At 70.7% G+C, this 26,455-nt stretch carries 19 protein-coding genes, 1 tRNA gene and 1 pseudogene; 14 read left to right on the top strand and 7 right to left on the bottom strand.

Annotated elements, in window-relative coordinates; all coding sequences use genetic code 11:
* Positions 1 to 48 precede the first annotated feature (48 nt).
* The gene (locus CG740_RS06880; RefSeq protein WP_100574044.1) at positions 49 to 1,593 is read right to left on the bottom strand and encodes an MFS transporter; all 1,545 of its coding nucleotides are present in this window, start codon (positions 1,591 to 1,593) and stop codon (positions 49 to 51) included.
* 105 nt (positions 1,594 to 1,698) lie between these two features.
* Entirely contained in the window at positions 1,699 to 2,355 is a 657-nt protein-coding gene (locus tag CG740_RS06875; protein ID WP_100574043.1) for a TetR/AcrR family transcriptional regulator, read from the bottom strand.
* 334 nt (positions 2,356 to 2,689) lie between these two features.
* Here CG740_RS06875 and CG740_RS06870 point away from each other — a divergent pair, with 334 nt between their 5' ends.
* Positions 2,690 to 3,997, top strand: a complete 1,308-nt coding sequence (locus CG740_RS06870; protein ID WP_100574280.1) for a M6 family metalloprotease domain-containing protein — start codon at positions 2,690 to 2,692, stop codon at positions 3,995 to 3,997.
* 348 nt (positions 3,998 to 4,345) lie between these two features.
* On the opposite strand, the gene CG740_RS06865 is transcribed toward CG740_RS06870, so the two are convergent.
* Together CG740_RS06865 and CG740_RS06860 are read right to left on the bottom strand one after the other, a co-directional pair.
* Complete coding sequence (locus CG740_RS06865; RefSeq protein ID WP_199846372.1) at positions 4,346 to 6,070, bottom strand: class I adenylate-forming enzyme family protein; 1,725 nt, start codon at positions 6,068 to 6,070, stop codon at positions 4,346 to 4,348.
* Positions 6,071 to 6,278: 208 nt separating this feature from the next.
* On the bottom strand, positions 6,279 to 7,331 hold the full coding sequence (locus CG740_RS06860; RefSeq protein WP_100574042.1) for an LCP family protein: 1,053 nt from the start codon (positions 7,329 to 7,331) through the stop codon (positions 6,279 to 6,281).
* Positions 7,332 to 7,557: 226 nt separating this feature from the next.
* Here CG740_RS06860 and CG740_RS06855 point away from each other — a divergent pair, with 226 nt between their 5' ends.
* Complete coding sequence (locus CG740_RS06855; RefSeq protein WP_234376106.1) at positions 7,558 to 8,790, top strand: L,D-transpeptidase; 1,233 nt, start codon at positions 7,558 to 7,560, stop codon at positions 8,788 to 8,790.
* A 64-nt stretch (positions 8,791 to 8,854) separates the two neighbouring features.
* Here the strand turns inward: CG740_RS06855 and CG740_RS06850 are convergent, their stop codons facing one another.
* A complete protein-coding gene (locus tag CG740_RS06850) occupies positions 8,855 to 9,235 on the bottom strand; it encodes an ArsR/SmtB family transcription factor (RefSeq protein ID WP_100574041.1) in 381 nt (126 codons plus the stop codon).
* A 97-nt stretch (positions 9,236 to 9,332) separates the two neighbouring features.
* On the opposite strand from CG740_RS06850, the gene CG740_RS06845 reads away from it, so the two are divergent.
* Positions 9,333 to 10,604, top strand: a complete 1,272-nt coding sequence (locus CG740_RS06845) for an MFS transporter (RefSeq protein ID WP_100574040.1) — start codon at positions 9,333 to 9,335, stop codon at positions 10,602 to 10,604.
* 292 nt (positions 10,605 to 10,896) lie between these two features.
* On the opposite strand, the gene CG740_RS06840 is transcribed toward CG740_RS06845, so the two are convergent.
* Together CG740_RS06840 and CG740_RS06835 are read right to left on the bottom strand one after the other, a co-directional pair.
* Positions 10,897 to 11,541 carry a TetR/AcrR family transcriptional regulator gene (locus CG740_RS06840; protein WP_159030249.1) on the bottom strand — a complete coding sequence of 215 codons (645 nt, stop codon included), beginning with the start codon at positions 11,539 to 11,541 and terminating at the stop codon, positions 10,897 to 10,899.
* A 179-nt stretch (positions 11,542 to 11,720) separates the two neighbouring features.
* On the bottom strand, positions 11,721 to 15,662 hold the full coding sequence (locus tag CG740_RS06835; RefSeq protein WP_159030248.1) for a type I polyketide synthase: 3,942 nt from the start codon (positions 15,660 to 15,662) through the stop codon (positions 11,721 to 11,723).
* Positions 15,663 to 16,056: 394 nt separating this feature from the next.
* Here CG740_RS06835 and CG740_RS41845 point away from each other — a divergent pair.
* The 11 genes and pseudogenes from CG740_RS41845 to CG740_RS06785 all read left to right on the top strand — a co-directional run.
* Positions 16,057 to 16,347, top strand: a pseudogene (locus CG740_RS41845) (helix-turn-helix domain-containing protein); the annotation flags it as partial.
* A gap of 48 nt (positions 16,348 to 16,395) precedes the next feature.
* On the top strand, positions 16,396 to 17,073 hold the full coding sequence (locus CG740_RS06830) for a LysR family transcriptional regulator substrate-binding protein (protein WP_234376105.1): 678 nt from the start codon (positions 16,396 to 16,398) through the stop codon (positions 17,071 to 17,073).
* Between the two features lie 351 nt (positions 17,074 to 17,424).
* Positions 17,425 to 18,408: an NAD(P)H-dependent flavin oxidoreductase gene (locus CG740_RS06825; protein ID WP_100574036.1), complete on the top strand. Its 984-nt coding sequence runs from the start codon at positions 17,425 to 17,427 to the stop codon at positions 18,406 to 18,408.
* Between the two features lie 59 nt (positions 18,409 to 18,467).
* On the top strand, positions 18,468 to 19,058 hold the full coding sequence (locus CG740_RS06820; RefSeq protein WP_100574035.1) for an antibiotic biosynthesis monooxygenase: 591 nt from the start codon (positions 18,468 to 18,470) through the stop codon (positions 19,056 to 19,058).
* Positions 19,059 to 19,121: 63 nt separating this feature from the next.
* A complete protein-coding gene (locus tag CG740_RS06815; protein ID WP_100574034.1) occupies positions 19,122 to 20,555 on the top strand; it encodes an FAD-binding protein in 1,434 nt (477 codons plus the stop codon).
* A gap of 31 nt (positions 20,556 to 20,586) precedes the next feature.
* Positions 20,587 to 21,519 (top strand): 3-hydroxy-3-methylglutaryl-CoA lyase, encoded by a 933-nt coding sequence (locus tag CG740_RS06810; RefSeq protein ID WP_100574033.1) that lies wholly within the window; start codon positions 20,587 to 20,589, stop codon positions 21,517 to 21,519.
* The gene (locus tag CG740_RS06805; RefSeq protein ID WP_199846361.1) at positions 21,516 to 22,289 is read left to right on the top strand and encodes an alpha/beta fold hydrolase; all 774 of its coding nucleotides are present in this window, start codon (positions 21,516 to 21,518) and stop codon (positions 22,287 to 22,289) included. The genes CG740_RS06810 and CG740_RS06805 overlap by 4 nt, the downstream gene beginning before the upstream one ends.
* Positions 22,286 to 24,097: an isocitrate/isopropylmalate family dehydrogenase gene (locus CG740_RS40800; RefSeq protein WP_100574031.1), complete on the top strand. Its 1,812-nt coding sequence runs from the start codon at positions 22,286 to 22,288 to the stop codon at positions 24,095 to 24,097. Before CG740_RS06805 ends, CG740_RS40800 begins: the two co-directional genes overlap by 4 nt.
* Complete coding sequence (locus CG740_RS06795; RefSeq protein WP_100574030.1) at positions 24,090 to 24,950, top strand: DUF6282 family protein; 861 nt, start codon at positions 24,090 to 24,092, stop codon at positions 24,948 to 24,950. The genes CG740_RS40800 and CG740_RS06795 overlap by 8 nt, the downstream gene beginning before the upstream one ends.
* Before the next feature lie 149 nt (positions 24,951 to 25,099).
* Positions 25,100 to 26,209 (top strand): MBL fold metallo-hydrolase, encoded by a 1,110-nt coding sequence (locus CG740_RS06790; protein ID WP_234376104.1) that lies wholly within the window; start codon positions 25,100 to 25,102, stop codon positions 26,207 to 26,209.
* A gap of 100 nt (positions 26,210 to 26,309) precedes the next feature.
* Positions 26,310 to 26,382: transfer RNA gene (locus tag CG740_RS06785), tRNA-Arg, on the top strand.
* The last annotated feature ends 73 nt before the right edge of the window (positions 26,383 to 26,455 follow it).

The raw sequence follows: 26,455 nt of genomic DNA, 5'->3' as shown, positions 1-26,455 counted from the left end.
AACAGCGGGGCCAGGGCAGGTCGTTGCGTCCGGGGTGCTACCGCGGGGTCAGTGCGCGATCACCGGGATGCGCACCTCGTCCTCGGCGTCCTCGCCGGTGCCCGATCCGGCGACCGGACTCCCGCCGGGGCGACCGGTGTTGATGAGCGTGACGGCGATGACGGCGGCGGCCGCCAGGATGCCGACGGCCCACCAGATGGCGGCCGTGAAGCCGTGCACCATCGCCTGGAGCTTGAGCAGCTCCGGGTTGGTGGCGCCGAGGGCCATGTGTCCGGTGACGTAGGCCGTGGTCGCCGAGGCGGCGATGGTGTTGAGCAGGGCCGTGCCGATGGCGCCGCCGACCTGCTGCGAGGTGTTGACCATCGCGGAGGCCACACCCGCGTCACGCGGCTCGACACCGATGGTGGCGAGCGACATGGCGGGCATGAAGGCGGTGCCCATGCCGAGGCCGAGCAGGATCTGCGCGGGCAGGATCACACCGGCGTACGACGTGTGGATGTCCAGCTGGGTGAGCAGCAGCATGCCGACCGCGGCGGTCAGGAAGCCGGGGCCCATGAGCAGCCGCGGCGGCACACGGGTCATCAGGCGGGCACCGATCTGGGTGGACCCGGTGATCATGCCCGCGATCATGGGCAGGAACGCGAAGCCCGTCTTGACCGGCGAGAAGCCCTGCACGACCTGGAGGTAGTAGGTGAGGAAGAGGAACAGGCCGAACATCGCGATGATCGCGAGGCCGAGCGAGAGGTAGACGCCACCGCGGTTGCGGTTGGTGATGACGCGCAGCGGCAGCAGCGGGTGGCGCACCTTGGACTCGACGGCGACGAAGGTCGCGAGCAGCACCGCGGAGGCGATGAACATGGAGATGGTCAGCGCGTCCGACCAGCCGGCCGACTCGGCGCGGGTGAAGCCGTAGACGAGGGCGACGAGGCCGGTGGTCGACAGGATCACGCCGGGGACGTCGAGCGGCGAGCGGTTGCGGGTGCCGGCCGGCTCGCGGATGACGAGGTAGGCGCCGACGGCCGCGACGATCGCGAACGGGATGTTGACGAAGAAGGTCCAGCGCCAGTTCAGGTACTCGGTGAGGAAGCCGCCGAGGATCAGGCCCACGGCGCCGCCGCCACCGGCGATCGCACCGTAGATGCCGAACGCCTTGGCGCGCTCCTTGGCGTCGGTGAACATCACCGCGAGCAGCGAGAGGGCGGCCGGCGCGAGCAGTGCGCCGAAGGCGCCCTGGAGCGCGCGCGAGCCGAGCAGCATCGCCTCACCGGTGGCGGCGCCACCGAGCGCGGAGGCCGCGGCGAAGCCGAGCAGGCCGACGACGAAGGTGCGCTTGCGGCCCCACAGGTCGGCGATGCGCCCGCCGAACAGCAGGAGGCCGCCGAAGGCGAGCGCGTAGGCCGTGATGACCCACTGCTTGTTGGCGTCACTGATGTGCAGCGCGTGCTGCGCGGAGGGCAGCGCGATGTTCACGATGGTCGCGTCGAGGACGACCATCAGCTGGGCCAGGGCTATGAAGGCGAGCGCCTTCCAGCGACTGGGATCCGGGGCGAGGGAGAACTGGTCCGGCTTGTCCAGACCGACTGTTTTTGACATGGGGGTAGCCACCTTGGGACGCGGATTACCGACAAAAGTGTTCTAACGGGACTGCAACTACGGTGCGTTAACGGCGCGTTGAGCGCAGTTGAGGAATGAGGGCGATCAACACTTCCGGAGATCTTCGAGGGTCGCCGCACTGCCCGGCAGCTCGGACCGCGCCGGGGCCTGAAGCCCGTCGAGGAACAGCTGGAGATGACGGTGGACGAACTGGTCGATGTTCGGGCACGGGGTGCCCGGCAGCGGCCTGGTCAGCTGGGAGAGGGCGACCATGAGGTCGCCGACGGCCACATCGGTGCGGAGCCGGCCCGCCGCGCGGGCCCGCGCCATCAGCCCCTCGACATCGCGTTCGAGGCGCTCGCGGGCCGCGTTCAGTTCGGTGTGGTCCTGGTTGAAGGTGTCGGAGAGCATCGGGCAGAGCGCCCCGATCCGCTCGTCGGCCGCCGCGTGCACGAAGCGGCGCAGCGCGTCGAAGGGGTCGGCCTCCTCGGCCGCGGCGGCCTCGGCCTGCGCCGAGACCCGGTCCATGACGGAGAGCACCACGCTGGTGACGAGCTCCGTGCGATCGGTGAAGTGCCGGTAGATCGTGGCGTTGCCGACACCGGCCCGGCGCGCGATCTCGTCCAGCGGGCGCTCGGCGCCGTACTCGACGAACATCTCGCGCGCGGCGGCGATGATCCGCTCCCGGTTGCGCAGGGCGTCGGCCCGCGGACGCGGGGCGCGGCGGGGCTCTGCGGCGACGGAGGCGGCGGCACTCTGCACGGCTCTGCTCCTTCTTGTACGTGATCAAGCTTGGGTGGGACGGATCGTGTGCGCAATCGGTTTTTACGTGACCGGTTCGCCGCCCGGGACCTGACCCAAGCGGGGAAGCTCTCCCCGTTTAGCGGCGACGAAGGTGCAAACGGGGAAACCTTCCCCGGTTATTTCCCGCCCGGTGTGTGACCTGAGCCACATCGCCACCCCTGCGTTGGATGTCCCGAAAAACGCACATTTGGTCCACTCAGCGAGCGCACGCGACACGCCCGACACAGGGTGATCAGACGAGCGCAGCCAGGAACCGGCCTGCTGTCGCGTCCCCGAAGGCGAGCGCGTGCGCATGCAGGACGTCAGCCAGTCCCGCCCGGCTCGGGCACCAGGACGCCGGATACGCGGTCGGCGCCGGAACAGCTTCCTCGGCGCCGCCCTCGCGTCGATCGCCCTCGCGGCGCTGACCACCGGTTCCACCACCCTGTCCATAGCCAGCCGCGCCTCCGCGGGCCCGGTGGCCGCCCCCGGCGAGAACGCGCTGGGCCCCTGCCGGATCCCGGCCGGCCTCGGCGTCCAGATGTCGGAGGGCCTGCCGACCGCACCCGGGTACGCGCACTCCACCGGCACGGTCCGCGCGCTCACCCTCATGATCGACTTCCCGGACGCCGTCGGCTCGGGCTCGGCGCTCAGCCGGTACAAGGAGTTCTTCCCGCAGACCAGCAACTGGTTCCGCAACGCCTCCTACGGCCGGCTCGACTACCGTGCCGAGGCCCCGATCCCGAACTGGCTGCGGATGCCGAAGTCGTTCGCGGCGTACGGGATCGAGCGGGGCTCTCCCTACGAGCCCGGCTATCACCGCCTGGTCCAGGACATGATCGCGGCGGCCGGGACGCGGGTGAACTTCTCGCAGTACGACCTGGTGAACGTCCTGGTCACCCCGAACGCGGGCCCCTCCGCGCTGGACACGGTCCTGTCGGTGACGTTCTCCGGCAACGAGGACGCGCCCTACGCCGACGGGGTCCCGCTCTCCAACACCTCGTTCGTCTACAGCCGCCAGGACGACGGCTCGGGCTCCTACGGGGAGACCGGCTACCGCGTACTGCCGCACGAGAACGGCCACGTCTTCGGGCTGCCCGACCTCTACACCGCGCAGGGCGGCGGGGCCGTCGGGCACTGGGACATCATGTCCGAGGACTGGGGCGCCAACAACGACATGCTGGGCTGGCACAAGTGGAAGCTGGGCTGGCTCGACAACAGCCAGGTGTCCTGTGCGACGGGAAGCGGGCCCGAGAGTTACGTCCTGAGCCCGCTGGCCACGGAGGGCGGCCCGAAGCTGGTCTTCGTGCCGGTGTCGAAGGACAGCGGTTACGCGATCGAGGTCCGCACCCGGGCCGGCAACGACGAGGCGGTCTGCAAGCCGGGCGTGCTGATCTACCGGGTGGACGCGACGGTCGACACCGGCCGCGGCCCGGTCAACGTCTCCGACAGCACCCCCAACACGGGCGGCTGCACCCGCCGCCCCAACGTCAACGCCGAACTCTCGGACGCCCCCTACGCGACGGGCGAGACGTTCGTGGACCGGGCGAGCGGGGTGCGGGTCGCGGTGACGGGGGTGGACGGGATGGGCAACTACCACGTACGCGTGAGCAAGTCCTGACGCCCCGTCAGGGCTCAGGGCCGGAGGGGCCCGCCGGGCTGGTCGCGCAGTTCCCCGCGCCCCTGAAACCCGATTCCACCTGCGGACCGTGCGTGGCCGTTCGCGCAGTTCCCCGCGCCCCTGTAGGCGGCCCGGCGCCCCCCGGTCGCGCCCACCGCGGCGAAGCCGCGCACATGTCACAGCCCCGCGCCCCCAAATGCCTTGGTGCGGGCCCGCACCGGCATCCTCCCGTCATGGGCGTCCCCCCTGGCCCTCAAGGCCTTGGGGGAGTTTGAGGACGAGCGCCCTCAAGGCGCGAACGGGGTCTGGGGCGGAGCCCCAGGGGGCCCGGAACCAACCAACCCGGGGTCACGGGCGGGAAGGCGGGAAAACATCCCGGAGCTCTCGCTTCAGCACCTTCCCCGTCGCGTTCCGCGGCAGAGCCACCTCCCGCACAACCACCCGCGCCGGCACCTTGAACCCCGCGAGCACCGCACGCACGTGGTCCCGGAGCTCCTCCGGGGACACCGCGGCCCCCGGCCGCACCTGGACCACCGCCGCCACCTCCTCCCCGAGCACCGGATGCGGAACCCCGAGCACCGCCGCGTCGAGCACCGCGGGGTGGTCGTGGAGGACCCCCTCCACCTCCACGCAGTACACGTTCTCGCCGCCCCGGATCACCATGTCCTTGATCCGGTCGACGATCCCGACCCGCCCCGCGTCGTCCCGCACCGCGAGGTCCCCCGTCCTGAACCATCCGTCCTGGAAGGCGAGTTGCGTACCGGCCCGATCGTTCCAGTACCCCCGCACCAGGGACTGGCCGCGCAGCCACAGCTCGCCCACCTCGCCGTCGGCGAGCGGCGCTCCGCCCGGACCGGCGATGCGCACCTCCGTCACCGGCGTGGGCCGCCCGACGCTCTCCGGCCAACTCCGGTACTCCGCACCGTAGTTGGCCAGCACTCCCCCGCTCGTCTCGGTCAGCCCGTACCCGTTGCGCGGTTCGATGCGCGAGCCGTGGCGCGCGGTGAGGCCCCCGACGAGTCCGGGCGGCGCCGCCGCGCCACCCGTGTTGAGCGCGGCCAGGCTTTCCAGTGCGTCCCCCGACTCCTCGGCCGCGTCCAGGAGTTGGAGGGCCGTCGAGGGCACCCCGGCATAGTGCGTGACCCCGTGCTCGCGGATCAGCGCGAGCGCCCGCCCCGCGTCCCATTTGCGCATCAGGACGAGCGTGCCGCCCGCCCCCATCGCCGCGTACACCGAGGTGAACGCCGCGACATGGAAGAACGGGAAGGTCATGAGGGTGACGGGGGCGGGGCCCTGCCCCGGAATCACACCGCGCCCCAGCATCGAGGCGGCCGCCTGGAAGCGGGGGTTCATGGCCGCCCCGGCCTGCGCGAGCTGAGTGGCGACGGCGCCCTTGGGGCGGCCGGTGGTGCCGGAGGTGTAGATGACGGTGGCGTCCGCGCCGGGGGCGACCTCCACGTCGGGCGGGCCGGCCGCCGGATCGGGCGAGGTCAGCTCGTCGAGGTCGGCGAACCGCTCGAACCCCTCGGGCAGCCCGCCCTCCCGCCGAGGGCCCTCGTGGAAGACCATGCCCCGCACCCCGTGCGCTCCGGCCCACCCGGCCACCCGCTCAAGACGCTCACCGTCCACGAGCAGCACCCGCGGAGTGCAGTCGTCGAGGGCGTACGCGAACTCCTCCGCCGTCCACCAAGCGTTCAGCGGTACCGCGACAAGCCCCGCCAACTGGGCTGCCCAGAAGGCGACTTGCCACTCCGGATGGTTGCGCATGGCGATGGCGGCGCGGTCGCCCGGACGCAGCCCGTAGACGTCGACGAGGCGCCGGGCCAGCGCGCAGGACGCGGCGAGGAACTCCCCGTAGGAGTAGCCGCCGCTCTCGGCCACCAGGAACGGCCGCTCCCCGAAGGCCCACACCGTCTCGACGAACTCGCGCAGGGTGCGCGGCCCGGTCGCGTACTCCAGGACGCCCGCCTCACCGCGTACGACGGCGAACGGCGCACCCGGTGCGGTGAGCAGCGCCTCGGCACGGCCGGGATCGACACCCGGTCCGCCCGACGGCGGACGCCCGCCCGGCACCGGCCCACCCGGCGTCCGGCCCAGCCGCTCCCCGCTCGGCACCGGCCCACCCGATCGCGGCCCGCCCGACCGCGCCGCCGCACCGCCCTGCGCCCCTGTCGTCGCCACGGGTAGCCCTCCTAAGCGTTCGCTCAGTCCAGTGCTCCCCGACGCTATGCCGCGACCCCTCCCCGGTCAAGGTCGATGTAGAACGCAACCGCTCCCTGGGTCAGCCGGGCTGCACGATCCGGCCGATTCCGTTCGGCCCCGACGCCGTACCGGTCAGCGCGTCGTCCGGCACCGCCCGGTCCGCCTTGAGCGCCGCCCAGAGCTTCGCCCCCTTGGCCTCGTCCGGCACCAGGCGGTCCTCGTCGCCCTGCTCCAGCTGCGCCGGCAGCGTGACCATCTGCACGCTCCCGGCGCCGATCCCCTTCAGCGAGTACGCGAGCGAGGCGAGGCTGTCGACGCGGGCCAGGGAGGAGTCCGTGGTCAGGGACTTCGTCGCGGCGTCGGCGGCCGTGAACAGCCTGGCCGGATCGGTGAGCACGTTCTGGCCCGACACCTTGCTGATCAGCGCGGTGAGGAACTGGTGCTGGAGCTGGATCCTGCCGAGGTCGCTGCCGTTGCCCACGCCGTGCCGGGTGCGGACGAGGTCGAGCGCCTGCTGGCCGTTCAAGTGGTGCTTCCCGGCTGCCAGATGGATCCCGCTCTGCTTGTCGTCGATCGGCTTGACCAGGGTGATGTCGGTGCCGCCGACCGCGTCCATCAGCTCGGCGAAGCCGTCGAAGCCGACCTCGACGTAGTGGTTGACGCGCAGTCCGCCGCTCAGCGACTCGACCGCGGCCACCGTGCAGCGGGCACCGCCCGTCTCGTACACGGAGTTGAACATGACCCCCTCGCGGGCCGTCACCTTCTGGCCGGAAGCGGTCGCACAGGCCGGGCGGTTCACGATGGTGTCGCGCGGAATGCTGACGAGCGCCGCCTTCTTGCGGCCGCCGTACACATGGAGCAGCAGGGTGGTGTCGGAGCGCCCGGTGTCGTCACCGCCGCCCGCGCGCGAGGCGTTCTTCCCGGCCCGCGAGTCCGAGCCCACGACCAGGATGTTGAGGTCGGAGGTGGCGGAGGCCGCCGGGGTGAGCAGCGAGCCGAGCTCGACGCTGCTGATGTTGTGGTTGAGGCGGTGCCAGGTGTACGCGGCGCCGCCGCCGGCGAGCAGCAGAACCCCGAGGAGCGAGCAGACCAGGATCCTGGCCCTGCGCGATATCCGGTACGTCCGGAACATCCGGGATCTCCGCGACGCCCGCGGCACCCGGGACGTCCGCGACGCCCGCGATATCCGCCCCCGGCGGGGTCCGTACGTCATCCTTCGACTCCGTCCGTCGGCGGTCATCGGCGACCCAGAACTCCGCATGCGTACAAACAGGGCGTTACCGCACACTACAAGAAAGGTGCATAACCCCGCATAACGGGCACCCAGGTCGACAGGCCGCCAGAGGGGAGACCTCCAGGTGAGGACCACGTCCACAGTCAAGGGCCGCACGGGCCCGAAGGGCGCCCGCCGCCCCCGCGCCACCCCGCTCCTCGCCCTGTGCGCGTCCGCCGCGCTGGCACTGGCCGGCTGCTCGTCGGGCGGCGGCGGCAAGGACGCGCCGAGCCCGAGCCCGACGGTCTCGAAGGCGCAGATCACCACCCGGCCCCAGGACGGCGCGGATCACGTCGGCATCGGCGTGAAGGACGTCGGGGCGAGCGTCACCCGGGGCACCTTCACCTCCGTCACCCTGACGGCCCAAGGCGGGCAGGCGATACCCGGCGACCTCGACGCGGCCCGCCGCACCTGGCGCCCCGCGGCGAACCTGACCCGCGGCACGGCGTACGTCCTGACGGCCCAGGCGAAGGACGCGGACGGCCGGAGCGCCACCCGGATCGCGCACTTCACGACGGTCTCCCCGAGCAACTCGGCGGTCGCCTTCTACACCCCCGAGGACGCCTCCACGGTCGGCGTCGGCATGGAGGTGTCGTTCAAGTTCGACAAGCCCGTCACCGACCGCGGGGCCGCCGAGTCCGCCGTGCGGATCACCTCCACCGGCGGGCAGCAGGCGGTCGGCCACTGGTTCGGCGCTCAGCGCCTCGACTTCCGCCCCCAGGAATTCTGGCGGCCCGGCTCCCGGGTGACCGTGTCCTTCGACTTCGACGGGATCGAACTGGCCAAGGGAATATACGGAGTTCAGGACAAGTCCTTCTCCTTCACGGTGGGCCGCGAGCAGATCTCCACGGTGGACGCGGCCACCCAGGAGATGACCGTCCAGCAGAACGGCGCCGTCCTCAGGAAGCTGCCCGTCTCCACCGGCCAGCCGCAGTACGCCACGTACAACGGCACGATGGTCATCAGCGAGCAGGACCGGCAGACGAAGATGAACAGCACCACAGTGGGCCTCGGCGACGAGTACAACATCCCCGACGTGCCGCACGCCCAACGCCTCACCAACTCCGGCACGTTCATCCACGGCAACTACTGGGCCTCGCCGTCCACCTTCGGCGGCGCGGCCACCAGCCACGGCTGCATCGGCCTCCAGGACACCCAGGGCGGCGGCGACCCGCAGTCCCCCGCCGCCTGGTTCTACGCCAACTCCCTCCTCGGCGACGTGGTGATCGTGCGGAACTCCACGGGCGGCGGCACGGTCGCCCCCGACAACGGCCTCAACGGCTGGAACCTGCCGTGGCCGGCCTGGACGGCCGGGTGAAGCCCGGCCCCGCGCCGGAGGTCGCTCGCGAGGCCGCCGGCCCGAGGCCACTGATCCGAAACCGCTAGTCCGAGGCCGGAGTCCAGGCCGCGACAAGGTCGAGGAGGCCGGGAAAGCGCGTGTTGAGGTCGTCGACGCGCACGTGGCTGCGCCGTTCGAGGCCGTACTGGCGCTGCCTGGTGATCCCCGCCTCGCGCAGGGCCTTGAAGTGGTGGGTGAGCGAGGACTTGGGCCGGTCCAGGCCGAACCAGCCGCAAGAGTGGTCGAAGTCCTCCGACTCCAGGAGGAGTTTGCGCACGATCCCCAGCCGCAGGGGGTCGCTCAGCGCCCCGAGCACCGTCTCCAACCGCAGCTCCTCGATGGCCGGTTCGGCCAGGGGCGCCGGCAGCCCGGCAGGTTTCGGCTGCGCCTTGATGGCGGTCACTGATCGCGTCGTCGCCGGCATAGGCCACTCCTCATAACCCGAATCCTATGTACGAGTTTTATCGTACAGCCTGCTAAGTTCGACTCAACTCGTACTGATCGCGACGGAGGGAACGGACATGCCGGAAAGTCGAACGGTGCCCGCGCACGCTGCTGGAGTGCGGCAGCCGGCGGCGCAGGACTCGGGGCCGGTGGTCGCGACCGCACCCCTGGCACCCACCTGGTGGGTCTGGCTGGCCGCCTGGCCGGTCACCGCCGTGTTCATTCTGTCCAATGCGGCGACCCCGCTGTATGTGCTGTGGCAGCGGGACATCGGCTTCTCCAAGGGCACGCTGACCGTGATCTTCGCGTTCTACATCGTGGGGCTGCTCGGATCCCTGCTCGTCTCGGGCGTGGTCTCCGACCGGATCGGCCGCAAGCCCGTGCTCCTGCCCGCACTCGGCCTCGCCGTCGCGGCCTGCGTGATCTTCGCGACCGCTTCGTCGGTGCCCGCACTGATCGTGGCCCGCCTGTTCACCGGCATCGCCGTGGGCGCGGTCGTCTCCGCCGGCATGGCCGCCGTCACCGATGTGGCCGGGCAGGCCCGCAAGCGACTCGCCGCCCTGCTGGCCTCGTGCGCGATGGTGTTCGGCGCGGGCCTGGGCCCGCTGCTCGCGGGAGTTCTGTCCGAGACGCTCCCCGGCCCCACCGTGACCGTCTTCGTCGTGGAGACCGTGCTGCTCGCCACCGCGATCCTCGCCGTGCTCCGCATGCCGGTGCGGCGACCCGTCGCACCCCCCAAGGGCGCCTGGGTGCGCGTTCCCGGGGTGCCGCGGGGCAACGGCATTCAACTCGCCCTGGGCATCGCGGTGTTCGCTCCCGGAATCACCGCCACCTCGTTCGTCCTCTCGCTCGGCCCCTCGCTCCTGTCCGGACTGCTCGGCACCACCAGCCGGGTGGTGGCCGGGGCCATGGCCTTCGCCATGTTCCTCGCGGCCACCGGCGTGCAGTTCGCCGTCCAGAAGCTGCGCCGTCGCGTCATCCTGATCACTGGGGCGGTCAGCACCACCCTGAGCATGGCCACCCTCGCCATCGCCGTGCACACCTCATCGGTCACCGTCCTCATCGCCTCCGCGCTGCTGGCCGGCGCCGGGCAGGGCATGGGCCAGCTGGGCGGCCTGTCCCTGCTCAACTCCACGGTCCCCCCGCAGCGGCTTGCCGAGGCGAACGCGGCGCTCAACGTGGGCGGTTACATCCTCGCCGGCATCCTTCCGGTGTCCGCTGGCTATCTCAGCGACGCCGTGGGCCTGACGAACGGGGCGACCATCTTCGCCGGCGTCCTCATGGCCCTGGCGATCATCGGCGCCCTCGTGGTCATCACCACCCGCCGCCGGGCCCCCGAGCCCGCCTGAGGAAGGCGGCGTTTCGCGACGCCGACAGCGCTACGACGGTGCACCGCAGCCCGGCTGCGGTGCACCGTCGTAGCGCTGTGCCGTGCTGTGGCGCCGGTCCGGCGCGGTGCCCGAGGGCGTCGAAAAGGCCGGACCCCGACCGGCGGAGCAAACCGCCATCGGAAGGATCCAGCCCTTTCGGCGTGGCGCCGTCGGCCCGCGCTTTCCGCCTCGGGCTCGTAACACCCAACAGAACCCGGCTCCTCATTCCCTCATGGGCAATGGGTTTCTCCCATACCCACAGACCCGGTCCTCATTGAGCGGGACACCGCTCCTGCGAACGAGGCTTGATCCCATGAAGGGTGATCGCGCAGACCGCGTTCAACTCCGTCCGCAAGTCCCTTTCCCCATCCTGATCCTGCGACCAGCGGTAGAGCGTCCCCAGATAGGCGTCCCGCAGCAGCAGACCGACGCGCAACGAGTCGACCCCCTCGGGAATCTCCCCGCGCTTCTGCGCCAGGCCGATCATGTTCGCGAATATCTCGCTGGCGAACGGTTCCTCCTGAAGCGGACGTCCGGCCTTCACCCATGCCATCAGCATGGCCCGAGTCACGTCCCGCTCCTCCTCGTTGATCTCGCAAAGGACGTCCACACATCGCTCCAGCATGGATTGCAGACACTCTGGCGGGTCGGCCTCCGTGGTCTCCAGACCGTGCTTGAGGCGCACTCGACGACGCGCCCCCCACATCGTGATGAGATCCTCCTTCCGCTGAAAATGGTTGAAGAAGGTCCCACGAGCCACATCGGCCTCTTCGGCGATTTCGTCGACGGAGGTGTGCTCATACCCCTTCACCGTGATCAATTTGATCGCAGACGCGTAGAGGTGATTCCTGACCCTCTGCTTATTTCGCTCGCGCCGTCCGGGTAGGGCCTGGGAAGAGGTGAGTGAGTCGGTCATTATTTCCCTGCTTACTGAAAAGACACGAGCCTCGAAACCGCGCAGTGCGGTGCGCGGAGGCACGGCGGAACTCGACACATTGAGCCCACCCGAACTACGTGTACCACGATCCATGTTTGGTTACCAGTACACGAATAGGGTTCGTGGCGAGAAGCCGACTTCGGCCGGGCAAGGCCCCCTCAGGCGGCGTCGTCCGGGTCCTCACGAGCCTGGGCGAGGAGTGCCGCCGTCAGATGCGCGGCACTCTCCTTCCCGAGCAACCGGTCGACCGGCAGGTCCACGCCGTACTCCTTCCACAGTTGCACCTTCAGGCGCGTGGCCATGAGGGAGTCGAGACCATAGGAGCTCAACGGCCGTCGTCTGTCGATCCGTTCGGGCGAGGTGCCCAAAATTCTCGCCGCGTTCCGGACGAGCACGTCGCTCATGTCGGGTAGCCGCGAGACCCGTTCCTCGCTCCTGGAGGCCGCGGATTCGTAGCGCTCCGCGGCGGGAGCCACGAGGTGCATCGGCGTCGCCTCATCCGCCGCGGTCAGGGATCGCAGCGCGTCGTTCATGGCGGAGGCGATCCAACGGGGCAGTCGGCTGCCGTCCTTCACCAAGCGAACCGCCAACTCGGGCGCCTTCAGGGCGAGTCGGAGCGGGTCCGCCACCGAACGCTGCCGTGCCACCCGACGCATACGGACGCCGCGGAACTCGACGAGAAGCTGCCCCTCGTCGTCGAAGGCGACCACGTCGGCACGCACCGTGCCGTCCTGCGTCCCCGGGACGTGACGCGCGTGGACCCAGAAGGTCTCCGGCAGCTCGGCCCGGAACCGGACCAGGTCGTAGCCGACCGGAAGGTATGTGTCCGTCGCGGGCAGCGCGGCCAGCAGGGGGTGTAGACACACTTCCCAGCTCGCCTGGTGGAAGCCGTCCGGGCGCCGCAGCCTGGCGACCGCCTCGCCGCTCCGGGACCAGATGTGGCGTACGGCCCGGAACAGGGGATCGATCTCATAGCCGCGCGAGGCGAGTTCGGCGATGAACTCGGACTCCGAGTGATGGTCGCGGCACTGGGCAAGGGCGGCGTCCAACGCCTCACGCAGCAAGGCGGGTTCGTCCTGGGAGAGGCTGCGGACGGAAGCCGTCATGCACGGCTCGGCCTCTTGGTGCGAATCGTCGGGCAGGGCGTGCACGGAGGCGGGCCGCACCTCTCCGACCGCCTCCCCCAGGACCGCCCGGAACGTGATCGTCCGGTCACGGCGGGCCGTGATGTCCACGAACACCTCGGCGATGCGAGCGTCCTCGACGACCACGTCCTCCAGACCGGCCGAGACGGCCGCGTCATGCAGGATGCGCAGGTGAGCGGCGGGCGGTACGGGGGCAAGGCCGTGCAGCCTGACGCCCGCCGCACTGGCATCGAGCACGACCTGCTCGCTGTGGCGGCTCGGGGCGGATCCCACCAGGCCGCCCGAGGCCCGGCGCAGATGCTCGTCGTCCCAGGCATAGGTGGGCAACACGACGGCCGGAGTCTCCCCGCGGAACCAGCGGCTCCAGCGCACCTGCCCTCCGTGGGCGAAGTACCGGCCGAGCGACTGCGCGAGACTCAGGCCTTCGTCCTGGTGGCGCCGGGTCGACGCCACCACAGCCGCCTCGCTTCCCACACCGATGAGGGTCTCGCGCAAGGGGCTCTCCAGTACGGGGTGCGGGCTCACTTCGACGAAGACGCAGGACCCGCTCCCGGTCACCCGCTCGACGGTCTGGCGGAACCGCACGGGTTCGCGCAGGTTGTCCATCCAATACGCGGCGTCGAGTTCCGCCCCCTCGACCGGCGCGGAGCGCACGGTGGAGTACATCGTGGTGTGGGGCGTCGCCGGCACGAGGTCAGCCAGCGCGTCCAGCAGATCGGCCCGGATCTCCTCCATTGCGGGCGAATGGGAGGCGACGTTCACCTGCACCGACCTGTTGAACACGCCTTCCCGGTCCAGCAGTTGGCCGATACTCTTCAGAGCCCCGACCTCACCGGCGAGTACCGTCGAAGCGGGGCCGTTCTCGACCGCGACACAGACCGCTCCCCCGGTGGACTCGGCGGCCCGGCGGGCCAGTTCGCCCGAGAGTTCGGTAGCCAGCATGGCGCCCCGGCCCGCCAGCCCCTGCATCAGTCGGCTCCGCCTGCTGATCACGGCCGCCGCATCCCGCAGCGTCAGCGCTCCTGACATCCACGCCGCCGCGGTCTCCCCCATGCTGTGGCCGAGGCAGACGTCGGGCTCGACCCCCATGTCCTGCCAGTGGGCGGCCAGCGCCACCTCCATGGCCCACAACACCGGCTGGACCTTCTCCACCTCGACCGGCACCTCCTGGTGGAGTGAGGTGAGCAGACCGATCACCGACCAGCCGGACTCGTCCGCGATCGCGGCGTCACACCGCCGCAGGGCGTCGCGGAACGCGGACGAGGTCTCCATGAGCCCCCGCCCCATGCCCGCCCACTGGGATCCCTGCCCCGGAAAGACGAAGGCGGTACGGGGCGGTGGGCCGAACCCGGCGTCACCGATGCCGCCGCGGTCGGTCTCCCGGCCGTCGGCGAGTGCACGGAGCGCGGTGGTGAGTTCCTGATGGTCCGCGCCGGTCACCCACAGCCGGTACGGGTGGTGCTCGCGCCGCAGCACGGCCGAGGCGCAGACGTCCCACAGGGGTTGGCCGCGGCCCGCCCCGCCCGGGCCCAGGAAATCGGCGTACGCGCCCGCGAGTCCGCGCAGGGACCTCTCCGAGCGGGCGCTCAGGACGAGCAGGTGAGTGGGGCGCTCCGGTGGAAGCTCGGTCGCTCCATGGGGCGTGCCGGGCGCGTCCGGAACGTACTCGGCGACGACCACATGGGCGTTGGTGCCGGACAGACCGAACGAGCTGACCCCGACGACCGCCCGCTCGCCGGCCTTGACGAGCGGAGCGTTGCGGGTCACGAGCTCGACCGGGCAGTCGGCCTCGGCGAGGAGCGGATTCGGCGTGGTGACGTGGAGCGAAGCCGGGACGACGCCCTCACGGACGACGAGGACCGACTTGATCAGCCCCGCGATGCCCGCGGCGGCTTCGGCGTGACCGATGTTGCTCTTGACCGACCCGGTCCTCGTACGCCGCCTTCTTCCAGGGCCACTGCGCCGCAAGGCCTGGGCCAGGGAGCGCAGTTCCACGCCGTCCCCCACCACCGTGCCCGTGCCGTGGGCCTCCACGTAGTCGAGGTCGGCCGGGCTCAGACCGGCGCTCCGGCAGGCGTCCTCGATCATCTGCACCTGCCCGGCCACGGCCGGCTGGAGGAGCAGTCCGCTGGCCCGGCCGTCATTGGTGACGGCGCTTCCCGGCAGGAGTGCCTGGACCCGTTCTCCGTCGCGAACGTCGTCGAGCCGCTTCAGCACGACCACGCCCACGCCTTCGCTGCGTACGAATCCGTTCGCCTTGGCGTCGCCGAACTTGCAGCGCCCCTCCGGCGAGAGCATCCCGGCCTGCGAGTAGGCAATGGCGTCCTGTGGCGACAGGATCACGTTCACTCCCCCGGCGATGACCACATCGCTCTCTCCGGTGAGCAGGCTCTGCCGGGCCGCGTGGACCGCGACCAGGGAGGAGGAACAGGCCGTGTCCACGGTGAGGCTCGGGCCGCGCAGGTCGAGCGCGTAGGAGATGCGTCCGGCGGCCATGGCCCGCAGATGGCTTCCCGTCGTCTCCCTCAGGGAGGGTTCGGGAACGTCCTCGCGGGCGTAGTCGGAGGTCGCCTGGCCGATGAAAACGCCGCACCTGCTGCCCGCGAGGGACGACGCGGTGATGCCCGCGTCTTCGAGGGCTTCCCAGACCACGGGCAGCAGCAGGCGGTGCTGTGGATCCATCGACGCCGCTTCCGCGGGAGATATGCCGAAGAACGCCGCGTCGAAGGCGAACGGATCGTCCAGGAAGCCACCGTGGCGCGAGACGGTCCGCCCGGGCACCCCCGGCGTGGGGGAGTGCAGTGGTTCGACGTCGAATCGTGCGGCCGGCACGGGGACGACGGAGTCCGTGTTCGCAAGGAGGTTCTGCCAGAACCCGCCGACGTCGGCGGCCTGCGGGAACCGACATCCTAGGCCGACAACGGCGACCGATGTGTCCAAATTCAAGGCATTCATAAAAACCACACCTTCAGGATGAAGTAGGCAAAAGCACTGCGGCATGGATGAGGGTTCAACGAGATCGGATTCTGATCCAAGATTGGACTCTGGGTCAATATTTATATTCGGCCGCCCGCCCGATCGGGGCCGGTACACATCACCCCAAACCGTCCGGCCGGTGTGGCATACGTCATAGACCATGGATCAAAAATGGTTGCTGGTATAACTTTGGCCCAGCGTGGACACAGGGGGGTGGCCACCTCGTTTCGGGAGCGATCCGACGGCGTGCGTGAGGGCACGGCCGCCGGATGCGGAGCGAGGAGGCGGCGTCCACGCCCACGCCTAGGGCCCCCTGGCACCACCACAGCCAGCGCATCCCCAGAAGACTCCTCCGAAAGGGCGTGTGAAGCCGATGAGCATGCTGGACGAAGGAATCGCCCCGCTCCCGCTGAAACACTCGGCGGCCGGAGCAGACCCGGAGTATGACGGATTCATTCAGGCCGTCACGCACGCCGAGGACATAGACGACTTCGATATGCGTCACCTCCGGTATTTCTTGACCGTGGTACGGGCAGGTACCGTTTCCGCTGCCGCCCAGGATCTCCGCATATCCCAGCCGAGCCTCAGTCAGCAGATCAGGCGACTTGAGCGGAGGATTGGGGCTTCCCTTTTCATAAGGAGCTCTCGCGGGGTCGAATTGACGGCCGGCGGACGGGCGTTCCTACGAGAAATACAGAGCATCCCGGGACAGTTGCGGTCCGCCATCGCGGCCGCCGCCCCGGCCCCGCGGACCTGGCCCGTCGGCGTGTGCGGCGGAGTGCCGGCGGAGGTGCTCGCCCAAGTGCAAAACGGTCTGGTCGGAACCGCCCAGGGGCGCCAGGACCCGGCCCAGCCTCGGCTGCGCATGCGCTCCGTCAGCACCGTGGACCAGCTCGAACTCCTGCAGCACGGCGAGATCGAGTTCGGCATCGTTCGACTGCCCTGCCCGGCACCCCGTCTGGTCCGCGCCGTGGTCTGGGACGAACCACTGGGCATCGTGGTGCGCCCGGACCACCCCCTGGCCTCCCGACCCAGGATGACCTGGGAGGACCTCGCCACGCAACGACTGCTCTGGTATGAGCGCGGATGTGCACCGGGCTACGCGGAGACGGTGCCCGCGCAGCTCGCCGCGCTGGGCTGGAACGCCCAGCTGCACCCGATCGACCACGACCAGCAGGCCCTGTTCGTGCATGCCCTGCAAACCACCGGCGACCTCGTGGCCCTGCGCCCCAGACTGGCGGTCCAGGGTGACCCGCAGCTGGCTTGGCGCCCCCTGCCGGCCGGCGTCGCGCCACGCGAGCGACTGGCCGTGACGGCCCTTGCGGGCAGCCGCGCCGCCCACATCCTCAGCCGGGTCGCCACCCGGCACGACTGGCCCTACCTCCCCTGACACCAGGCGGATTCCCCCGCCCGCGGATGGCCCGGAACTTCACGGTTCCGGGCCATCCGCTTTTCTGCTGCCCGGCGGTCACCCACCTCTTTCTGTCGCCCGACGGCACGGAACCTCTCTCCTCGGTTCGGTAGATCCGGAAGCATAGGTTCCACACTATGACGGCCACGCCCTTTCCGTCTTGGACGCCAATGGGCTCCGCTCCTTAGGCTCTGACATGTGAAAGCGACCCGGTTTTGCCGCACGACAGGAAAAGCAAACCTCGTGTGAATGCGGCGTTAATTCGGGACGCAATCGAGCGTCCAGCTCCGATCGCCACATCGGAGAGACCGAAAGGAATCAGGGGACAAAGTGATTTCGACCAAGCTGACAGAACTCCTGGGCATCGACCATCCGGTCGTGTCCGCACCGATGGGTTCCGTCTCCGGCGGAGGCCTCGCGGCGGCCGTCACACAGGCCGGCGGGCTCGGCCTCGTGGGCGTCAGCTACGGAGACGCGGCCTTCATCGACGAGCACGTCGGGTACGCCGCCGAGCGGGGCGGCGTCTGGGGCGTCGGCTGCGTCATGTTCACCTTCGACGAGCGGCCCGGTCTGTGGGACAAGGTCCTCGGCTACGCACCCCCGGTGATCGCCCTCTCCTTCGGCGACGCGTCCCAGGTGCGGCGCTACGTCGAATCCGCAGTGCACAGCGGGGCCCAGGTGGTGGTGCAGGTCCACGACACCGAGCAGGCGGCCGTGGCCGCCCGGGCCGGCGCCTCCGTCCTGGTGGCCCAGGGGGCCGAGGCCGGGGGTCACCACAAGACGCAGTCGACGCTGCCGCTCATTCCCGCCGTCCTCGACGTCACCCAGGGCGCCGTCCCCCTGGTCGCCGCCGGCGGATTCGCGGACGGCCGGGGCCTGGCGGCTGCGCTGGCGCTCGGCGCCGACGGAGTGATGATGGGCACCCGGTTCGCCGCCACCGAAGAGTCCCTGGCCACCGCGGGCTTCAAGGCCACGCTGGTCTCGGCGGCCACCACCGACACCGTCAACACGCGCTCGTTCGACGTGGTCCGGGGCATCCCCTGGGACACCGCGTACACAGCCCGGTCGGTGGGCAACTCCTTCACCCGCACCTGGAGCGGGCGGGACGCCGAACTCGCCGCCGCCCGGGCGGAGGTCGAGCCCGAGTGGGTCGCAGCGGTCGCGCGCGACGACACCAGCCAGCGCGCGATGTTCGCGGGCGAAGTCCTCGACCTGGTCCACGACATCCGGTCGGCCGCGGACGTGGTGCGCTCCACCGTCACCGAGGCCGAGACGGCGCTCGCGCGCCTCGGCCCGCTCCTGCACACCTCCTGAACAGACCCCGAGCACAGAGCATTTGGCCCCACTTCTCCTCAACCACCTGCGGAGTCCCGATGATTCACGTCCTGACCCTCACCTACCTCGCCGCGCCGGATGTCGTCGCCTCCCACCTGCCCGCACACCAGGCATGGGTGCGCGAACACGCAGACGGCGGTCGCATCCTGCTGGCCGGCCCCCGCCCGGAGGGCGGCGCCGTCGTCGTGACGGCCGACCTCGACGACGCCCAGGCGCAGCAACTCATCGAAAGCGACCCGTGGCACGTCCAGGGCCTCGTGTCGTACGAGCGGAACTCGTTCGAGACGCGTCGGACCAGCCCCGGCATCGTGACGGCACCCGAGCCGGACGCCGGCGTACTGCTCATCAATGTGGCCACCACGAACGACGCGGCCAAGTCGGTCGACTCGCTCGCCTCCGCCGTCGAGCACGTCGCCGCCACCGCCGAAGGCTTCCTCGGCTCCCGCCTGCTGACCAGCGTCGATGGTGACGCCGTGGTCAACATCGCGGCCTGGTCGGACGAGGAGCGGTTCGCCGCCATCTTCGACGACTCCGAGTTCAGCAGCCGCTACAAGACCTTCGCCGAGACGACGACCGGCGCCAAGTTCCGCCTGTACCGCACCAGCCGGGTCATCACCCCCGCCCGCTGAGCGTCGCCGTACCGGCGCCCTCGCCCCTGCACCACCTCACCCGCCACTTACCCAGGAGCAATCTTGTCCACTTCAGCCACCCCCGACACCTACGACCTCGTCGTCGTCGGATTCGGTGCCGCCGGTCTCTCCGCCGCCCTGTCCTTCGCCGAGGCCACGGAGAGCCACGAGGTCCCCACCCGGATCGCCGTCCTCGAACGTGCCACCAGGGAGGAGCGCGGCGGCGCCACCCGCTGGACCGGTGCCTTCCTGCGTATCACGCAGGACCGGCGCCTGGACACCGACTGGCCGGAGCACATGGACCGGGTCTCGGGCGGCCTCGCCGACATCGAGTACTGCCGCACCGTCGAGCGGGAAACGCCGCAGACCCTGAGCTTCGTGGAGAAGCACGGCGTCGAGATCGCCTTCGAGGACTTCCCGCTGCCGCACACGTTCGACGGCGGCACCCCGTCGATGGTCCCGCCCGCCAGCCCCCGAGGAGGCGGCGCCTCGATCGTCGAGCACCTGGGCTCGGCCCTGGAGAACGACGCACGCGTCGAGATTCGTTACGAGACGGAGGCGCTGCGCCTGACCACCACCGAGGACGGCACCGTCGACGGCGTCGTGGTGCGCGACGCCGAGGGCCGCACCCAGCGGCTGCGGGCCCGCTCGGTGATCCTGGCCTGCGGTGGCTTCCAGGGCAATACCGAGATGCTCACCCGGTACGTGGGCGACCGCGCCTGCGACCTGCCGCTGATCGCACCCGGCATCGCGAACAACCGCGGTGACGCCCTGCGCATGGCCCTTGAGCTCGGCGCCGACACCGCCGGCCAGTTCGACGGCATCCACGCCGAGCCGGTCGACCGCCGCACCCAGCAGGCCGACGCCGTGCTCTACGGCTTCAGCACCGGCATCTTCGTCAACAGCCGTTTGCAGCGCTTCTTCGACGAGGGCCGTGACACCTGGGACAACACGTTCGAGCACGTCGGATACGAGATCTGGCGGAACCAGGACCAGGAGGCGTACTGGATCGCCGACGGCAAGACCCTGGCCATCCCCGGCATCATGAACTCGCTGCTCAGCGATCTGCCGCCGGAGCAGGCGGACACCCTGGAGGGCCTCGCCGAGAAGCTGGGCATCGATGCGGAGGGTCTGGAGAAGACCGTCGCGGAGTTCAATGGCGCCGTCGGCCCCGGGGAGTTCGACCCGACCCGTCTCGACGGGAAGGCCACCGTCGGCATCGAGCCGCAGAAGTCCAACTGGGCCACGGCGCTGGACACCCCGCCGTTCATCGGCGTCCCGGTGACCGCTGCCATCTGCTTCACCTACGGCGGAGTCCGCACCGACCTCGACGGCCGCGTCGTCACCCCGTCGGGTGCCGCCATCCCCGGCTTGTACGCCGCCGGTGAAGCCACCGGGCTCTTCTACCACGCCTACCCGCCGGCCACGTCCGTGCTGCGCTCGCTCATCTTCGGCCGGCTCGCGGCCGCACACGCCGCCGCCCGGCTCTCCAGCTGACCCGAACTCCCGCCCGTTCTCCGGAGGTTCCATGCGTACCGTCAACATTGATGTCACCCTGCGCGACGGGGGATATCGCAACGGCTTCGACTTCCCGCTCGCCTATGCCCTCCAGCACGCGAAGCTGAGCGTGGAAGCAGGCTTCGACTGGATCGAAATCGCCTACCGCAAGGGCTCGCTCCTGCCGATACCGAACCTGGGGCTCACGGGCCGCGGCGACGACGACTACATCGCGGCGATGGCGCGGGAGGTCGGCCCCGAGCACATCGCGATGATCCTCCACCCGAGGAACATCACCCACGAGGACTTGCCCGCGATGTACGCGGCCGGCGCCCGTCTCGTACGGATCATCCTGCCGGCCGAGGGGTACGAGGCCGGTCTGGGCCATGTCCGCCAGGCTAAGGACCTCGGTTTCACGGTGGGCGTCAACTTCGCCCGGATCAGCCAGTGGTCGGGCCGGGACGTGGTCGAGGTGGCCACCGCCGCCACGGACGCGGGCGCCGAGTTCGTCTACCTCGCCGACTCCAACGGCAGCCTCTCGCCCGTCGACACCGTGGACCTCACCACCTTGACCAAATCGGTCACCGGTCGGCCAGTGGGACTGCACGCCCACAACAATCTGGGGCTCGCCCTGGCCAACGCCATCAGCGCCGTCGCCGCAGGCGCGACCTGGATGGACTCCTCGATCCAGGGCATGGGCAAGGGGCCCGGCAACCTGATCGCCGAACAGTGGCTGGCCCATCTCGACAGAACCGAGCCCGAAGCCGCAGCCCGGCTCCACCTCGGGCCCGTGCTGGAGCTGGCGGACCTGCTGCTCGCCACGATCCCTGAAGGCACGCCTTCGCTCCCGCTGCCCGATCTCGTGCTCGGCCGCTACGACCTGTCCGTGGAACACCGCAAGACCCTGCTCGGCTGCCACCGGGAGGGCGTCGCCACCGCGCGCACCCTCGCCGCCGTCCAGTGACGCACACCGCACCCCCCGCAGCGACGGCGGCCTTCGGACCGCGTGCCGCCGTCGCTGTGGGGCATGCCCTCGTCCTGTCGCCGGTCACGCCCCGCTGGGACGAAGGCGCGTTCTTCACCCCCGTCATCGAGGCGCTGACCGGGAACGGGCTCCGGGTGACCGTGGTGGACACCCTCTCCCTGTGGGACGAGGAGGTGGACTCGATGGCCGCCTTCACCGCCCGCTGGCGCGAACTGCTGCCGCACTTCGGCCCCGTCGACCTGCTCTGCGGGAACGCGCTCGGCGGCGCGGTGGCGCAGGCCCTGCTCCCCGGCGTCGATCCGGCCACCGCCGTCCTGCTCGTCTCCGGGCCCAGCCGCACGGACGCACTGCTGGAGGCCAGGCTCGGGGAGATCGCCGACCTGGCCACGGCCGGCCGGCCGGGCGAGGCCCTGACCCTGCTCAACCGGCGGGTGCTGCCGCACGGGGCGGTCGCGGCGCAGGAGAGCGTTCCGCCGGCGGACGCTGATGCGAGCGCCGGCCGTCGTCTGGCAGCAGGAATGCGCCTGCTGTGCGGCATCGATCTCTCGCCCCAAGTACTGGCCCATCCGGGCCCGTTGCTCCACATCGTCGGAAGCGACTCCCAACTCGTCGCACGGCGGCACACCGCGACCGCTGCCCACCATGACGTGCAGGTCGTCGCCGGGTCCGGCATGCGCCCCCATTTCGAAAACACCGCACACGTGTCCGGCCTGATCGACGCGTTCCTGCGGCAGAAGGGACTCCAATGAAGAGCGTCGCCGTCCTTCCGGGCGACGGGATCGGCCCCGAGGTCGTCTCCGCCGCCCTCGACACCGTCGAACGGCTCGGCCTCCCGCTCGACTTCCGCTTCGGCGAGATCGGCTGGGAGTGCTGGCGCCAGGAGGGCGACCCGGTGCCGGAGCGCACCTGGAAGCTCCTCGAAGAGACCGACACCTGCCTGCTCGGCGCCATCACGAGCAAGCCGCTGCGCGAGGCGGAGGCCGAACTCGCTCCGCCGCTGCAGGGCACGGGGTTGACCTTCGTCTCGCCGGTCCTCCAACTGCGCCAGCGCCTCGGGCTCTACGCCAACATCCGCCCCGTCACCGACCTCGACCACGGCCGCTTCGACTTCACCGTCATCCGTGAGAACACCGAGGGGCTCTACGCCGGCCTCGACTTCCACGGTCTGGACACGGAACTGTGGAACGCGGTGCGCGAACATCCCAACGCACAGGCGTCCGGAGCCGAGGACACCAGCGTCACGCTGCGTCTGCAGACCCGGGTCGGCATCGATCGCCTGCTGCGGTTCGGCTTCGAGTACGCCCAGGCACACGGGCACCGCCTGTTGACCCTGGTGGACAAGCCCAACGTCCTGCGCAACAGCAGCGACCATCTGCGCAGGCGCCTGGAGACCATCGCACCGCAGTACCCCGGGATCGAGACCGAGATCCTCAACGTCGACGCCGTCGCCCTGTGGATGGTCCGTCGGCCCGAGCGGTTCGGCGTTCTGGTCGCCGAGAACATGTTCGGCGACATCCTCTCCGATCTCGGCGCGGGCGTCATGGGCGGGCTCGGCCTCGCGCCGAGCGGCAACATCGGCGACCAGGGCAGCTACTTCGAGCCGGTGCACGGTAGCGCGCCCGGCATGGCCGGCCAGGGCCGCGCCAATCCGATGGCCATGTTGCTGACCATCTCCCAGATGCTCGACCATCTGGGTATGCCCGTACCGGGAGAGGAACTGCGCAGCGCGGTACGGGCCGTCGCCCGCGCCCGTACCACCGTCACCTACGACCTGGGCGGCAGCGCGAAAACGCGCCAGGTCGCGGGCGCCATTGGCGACCAACTGGCCTACAGCACAACGCAGTTGAGCCAGGGCGACGATCCGTCCGCGGGTCCTGATCCGGTCGTCGACCGACTGGCCGGCCTGGACACCGCGTCGATCTCGGACGCCCTGGACAGCCTCGGCGTCGGCGGCGTCCTCGCCGGTATCGCTCCCCGGGTGCCCGGACAGAAGGCGGCGGGACGTGCCTTCACCGTCACCTACCAGCCCGTGGACCAGACCGCGGAGCCGGGCTTTCGCAACGCGGCCAACTACCTCGACGACGTGCCCGCGGGATCGTTCGTCGTCGTCGACAACGCGGGCAGCACCACCTGCACCAACTGGGGCTCCCTGCTGACGACGCTCGCCCAGCGGCGGGGTGTGCGCGGCACCGCGCTGCACGGCTCGGCGCGTGACATCGGCGAGATCCGGGCAGCCGGTTACCCCCTGTTCAGCACGGGCGCGACCATGGTGAGCGGCAAGAACCGGGTGGAGCTGGCCGCGACCGGCCGCGAGGTCCCCATCGGCGCCGTCACCGTACGGCCCGGCGACATCGTCGTCGCTGACGACAACGGCGTGCTGGTCGTGCCCGCCGACCATGCCGAGGAGGTCGCGAACCGGGCCGAGAACGTCGAACGGACCGAAACGGCGATCGCCGACGCCGTCAACGGCGGGCTGCGCCTCGACGAGGCCCGTCGGCGGTTCGGCTACGCCAAACCGTGGGGCGACGGCCACCAGCCCTCCCCGTCCCGTGCGTGATCTCGCGGGCCGGCGTTTCGTGGACGTCCACTACCACGCCGGGCCCGACCTCTACGGACGACGTCTCACGTCCGCGGCCGCCGGACGGGCGTACGCACGGGCCGACGGCTGGGTCGTCCTCAAGAGCCACCTCGGCTCTACGGCGGCCCGCGCCTGGGAAGCGCGCCAGGAAGGGCTTCCCGTCTCCGGCTCAGTCGTGCTCAACGACCTGGCCGGGGGCGTGCGGCCACGCGTCGTGGAACAGGCCGTCTACGCCCACGGCCCGGACGGCCCCGCCCGGCTGGTGGTCCACCTCCCCACACTGGTCGGCCCGCCGCACCGCTCGCCGCTGCGGAGGACCTCCTTCCATCCCCGTCTCGATCCCGACCAGTGGCGGGGCGAACCGGTGGTGAACGCCGACGGACGCCTCAGCCGCGAGGCGCGCGAGGTCCTGCGCGCGTCCCGCGACCTGCCGGTCGTCGTAGCGACCGGCCACTGCGACCGGACGGCGGCCCTGCGGGTGATCGACGAAGCGGTACGCATCGGCACACCACGCCTGCTGCTGACCCACGCGACGCACCCCATGTCGGGCTTCACCCCCGCCGACCTGGCGGAACTGGCCGCCGTTCCCGGCCTCTACGCCGAACTCACCGCGCTGACACTCCTGTTGGGCCACCGCGATGCCCAGCACCTCGGCGAGGTGGTGCGTGCCCACCCGCGCCTGGTGTTCAGTTCGGACCTCGGCCAGCCGGATCAGCCGGACGTGACGGGCTGGCTGGCGGCGAGCGAGGGATGGTTCACTGCCGCCGGCCTGACCGATCAGGAGGTCGCAGCCATCACCCGGGACCGCCCCGCGGACCTGCTGGCTCCGTAGCCGGAGCTGAGGCACCACACCCGAAACCCGTAGCCGGACGTCCGGCATCGCGCCCGCGCGCACCGACACAGCGCACCCAGGTCGAAGTCGACCACCGCCGACCGTTGTTGTCGGCGCCCCGCCCCCCGCAGCAACCCTGGAGTTTCCCCGTGACCGAAGACCCGGCCCACCTGCCCCCCGTCGGCCGCTCGCGCCGAGCATGGCTGCGCACCACGCTCGCCACCACGGCGGCCGTGGCGATGCCCTGGTCCGGTGTCGCCTCGGGTGTCGCACAGGCCGCGGCGGACCGGCGCCCCGGTGGTGTGGAACACCCGCACGGGGAGCGGAAATCGGTCCGCCGTTCGCGATGGCTCGGGGAGCTGCGGGACCAATCGGCCGTGCGCACGCTCACCATCGGGGACACCCGGCTCACCTATGTCGTCGACGCGGCCATGGAACTGGACCCCGTCGGCTTCTTCCCCGCCGTCCCGGACTCCTACTGGAGGGACCGCCCCGAGGCGCTGACCCGCTCCGGCCGCGTCGCCGCCTCGGCGGGCGGTGTCCTGGTCGAGCGTGGCGGGCGGCGGCTGCTGATCGACGTCGGCCTCGGCAGCAACGTTCTGTCCGCGCCCCTCGGTGTCTCCCGGGGCGGCGCCCTGCTGCGCACCCTCCGGGCGCTGCGGGTCCCGCCGGAGTCCATCGACACCGTGGCCTTCACCCACCTGCACACCGACCACACCGGCCTCGGCTTCATCAGGGACCGCCACCCCGTGCCGCGCAAGGCGTTCCCGCGCGCCGACTACCTCGTCGCCGGTGCCGAATGGGCACCCTTCTGGCGGGGCGACGTACTTGTGGGAGCACCGTCGTGGGATGACTTCATGGTGCCGATGTCCCGTGTGCTGCGGCGCTTCGACGACCACGCCGAGGTATGGCCCGGCGTCACCGCGCTGATCACTCCGGGCCACAGCCCCGGGCACACCACGTACGTCGTCTCCGCCTCCGACGGCCGACGGATCGTGGTGTTCGGCGACGCCTTCCACACCCCGGCCCAGCTGACCCGTCCCGACTGGCCCTCCGGCCCGGACGTGGACACCACCGGCGTGATCGAGGCCCGCACCACCCTCCTCGCACAGCTGCGCGCGCCCCGCACCTACGGCTTCGGGTTCCATTTCGGGGACCAGGCCTTCGGCCGTCTGGTCCGTGACCACACCGGCGACGGCGAACAGTGGCAGCCGGTGCCCGCCCGCAAGCTCCTGCCCACCCCCATCCGTCTGCCCTGACCACGCCCGGTACCCCAGTCGCTCCCCCGGCAACACACGACCGTCCTCCCACCGCGCCGCCTCCATCCGCTAACCTGTCCAGGTCTGCCCTTGGCAGCACGCCTCCGTAGCTCAGGGGATAGAGCACCGCTCTCCTAAAGCGGGTGTCGCAGGTTCGAATCCTGCCGGGGGCACCGAGAAAGCAGCAGGTCGCAAGCCCTGTCGTCCCAACGGACGGCAGGGCTTGCGTCGTGTTTGCACAGCTCA

It is taken from the genome of Streptomyces sp. CB01201, from assembly GCF_002803085.1.
In the GTDB taxonomy this organism is placed as follows: Bacteria; Actinomycetota; Actinomycetes; order Streptomycetales; family Streptomycetaceae; genus Streptomyces; species Streptomyces hundungensis.
Note: the sequence above shows the minus strand (reverse complement) of the source record. Positions and strands in the feature narration are given on the sequence as shown.

Bases quoted from the DNA above. Each gene is read 5' to 3' on its own strand.
- CG740_RS40800 (WP_100574031.1), top strand. From the start codon at position 22,286: ATGAAGAGCGTCGCCGTCCTTCCGGGCGACGGGATCGGCCCCGAGGTC.
- CG740_RS06810 (WP_100574033.1), top strand. From the start codon at position 20,587: ATGCGTACCGTCAACATTGATGTCACCCTGCGCGACGGGGGATATCGC.
- CG740_RS06880 (WP_100574044.1), bottom strand. From the start codon at position 1,593: ATGTCAAAAACAGTCGGTCTGGACAAGCCGGACCAGTTCTCCCTCGCC.
- CG740_RS06860 (WP_100574042.1), bottom strand. From the start codon at position 7,331: ATGTTCCGGACGTACCGGATATCGCGCAGGGCCAGGATCCTGGTCTGC.
- CG740_RS06835 (WP_159030248.1), bottom strand. From the start codon at position 15,662: ATGAATGCCTTGAATTTGGACACATCGGTCGCCGTTGTCGGCCTAGGA.
- CG740_RS06840 (WP_159030249.1), bottom strand. From the start codon at position 11,541: ATGACCGACTCACTCACCTCTTCCCAGGCCCTACCCGGACGGCGCGAG.
- CG740_RS06850 (WP_100574041.1), bottom strand. From the start codon at position 9,235: ATGCCGGCGACGACGCGATCAGTGACCGCCATCAAGGCGCAGCCGAAA.
- CG740_RS06870 (WP_100574280.1), top strand. From the start codon at position 2,690: ATGCAGGACGTCAGCCAGTCCCGCCCGGCTCGGGCACCAGGACGCCGG.
- CG740_RS06820 (WP_100574035.1), top strand. From the start codon at position 18,468: ATGATTCACGTCCTGACCCTCACCTACCTCGCCGCGCCGGATGTCGTC.
- CG740_RS06845 (WP_100574040.1), top strand. From the start codon at position 9,333: ATGCCGGAAAGTCGAACGGTGCCCGCGCACGCTGCTGGAGTGCGGCAG.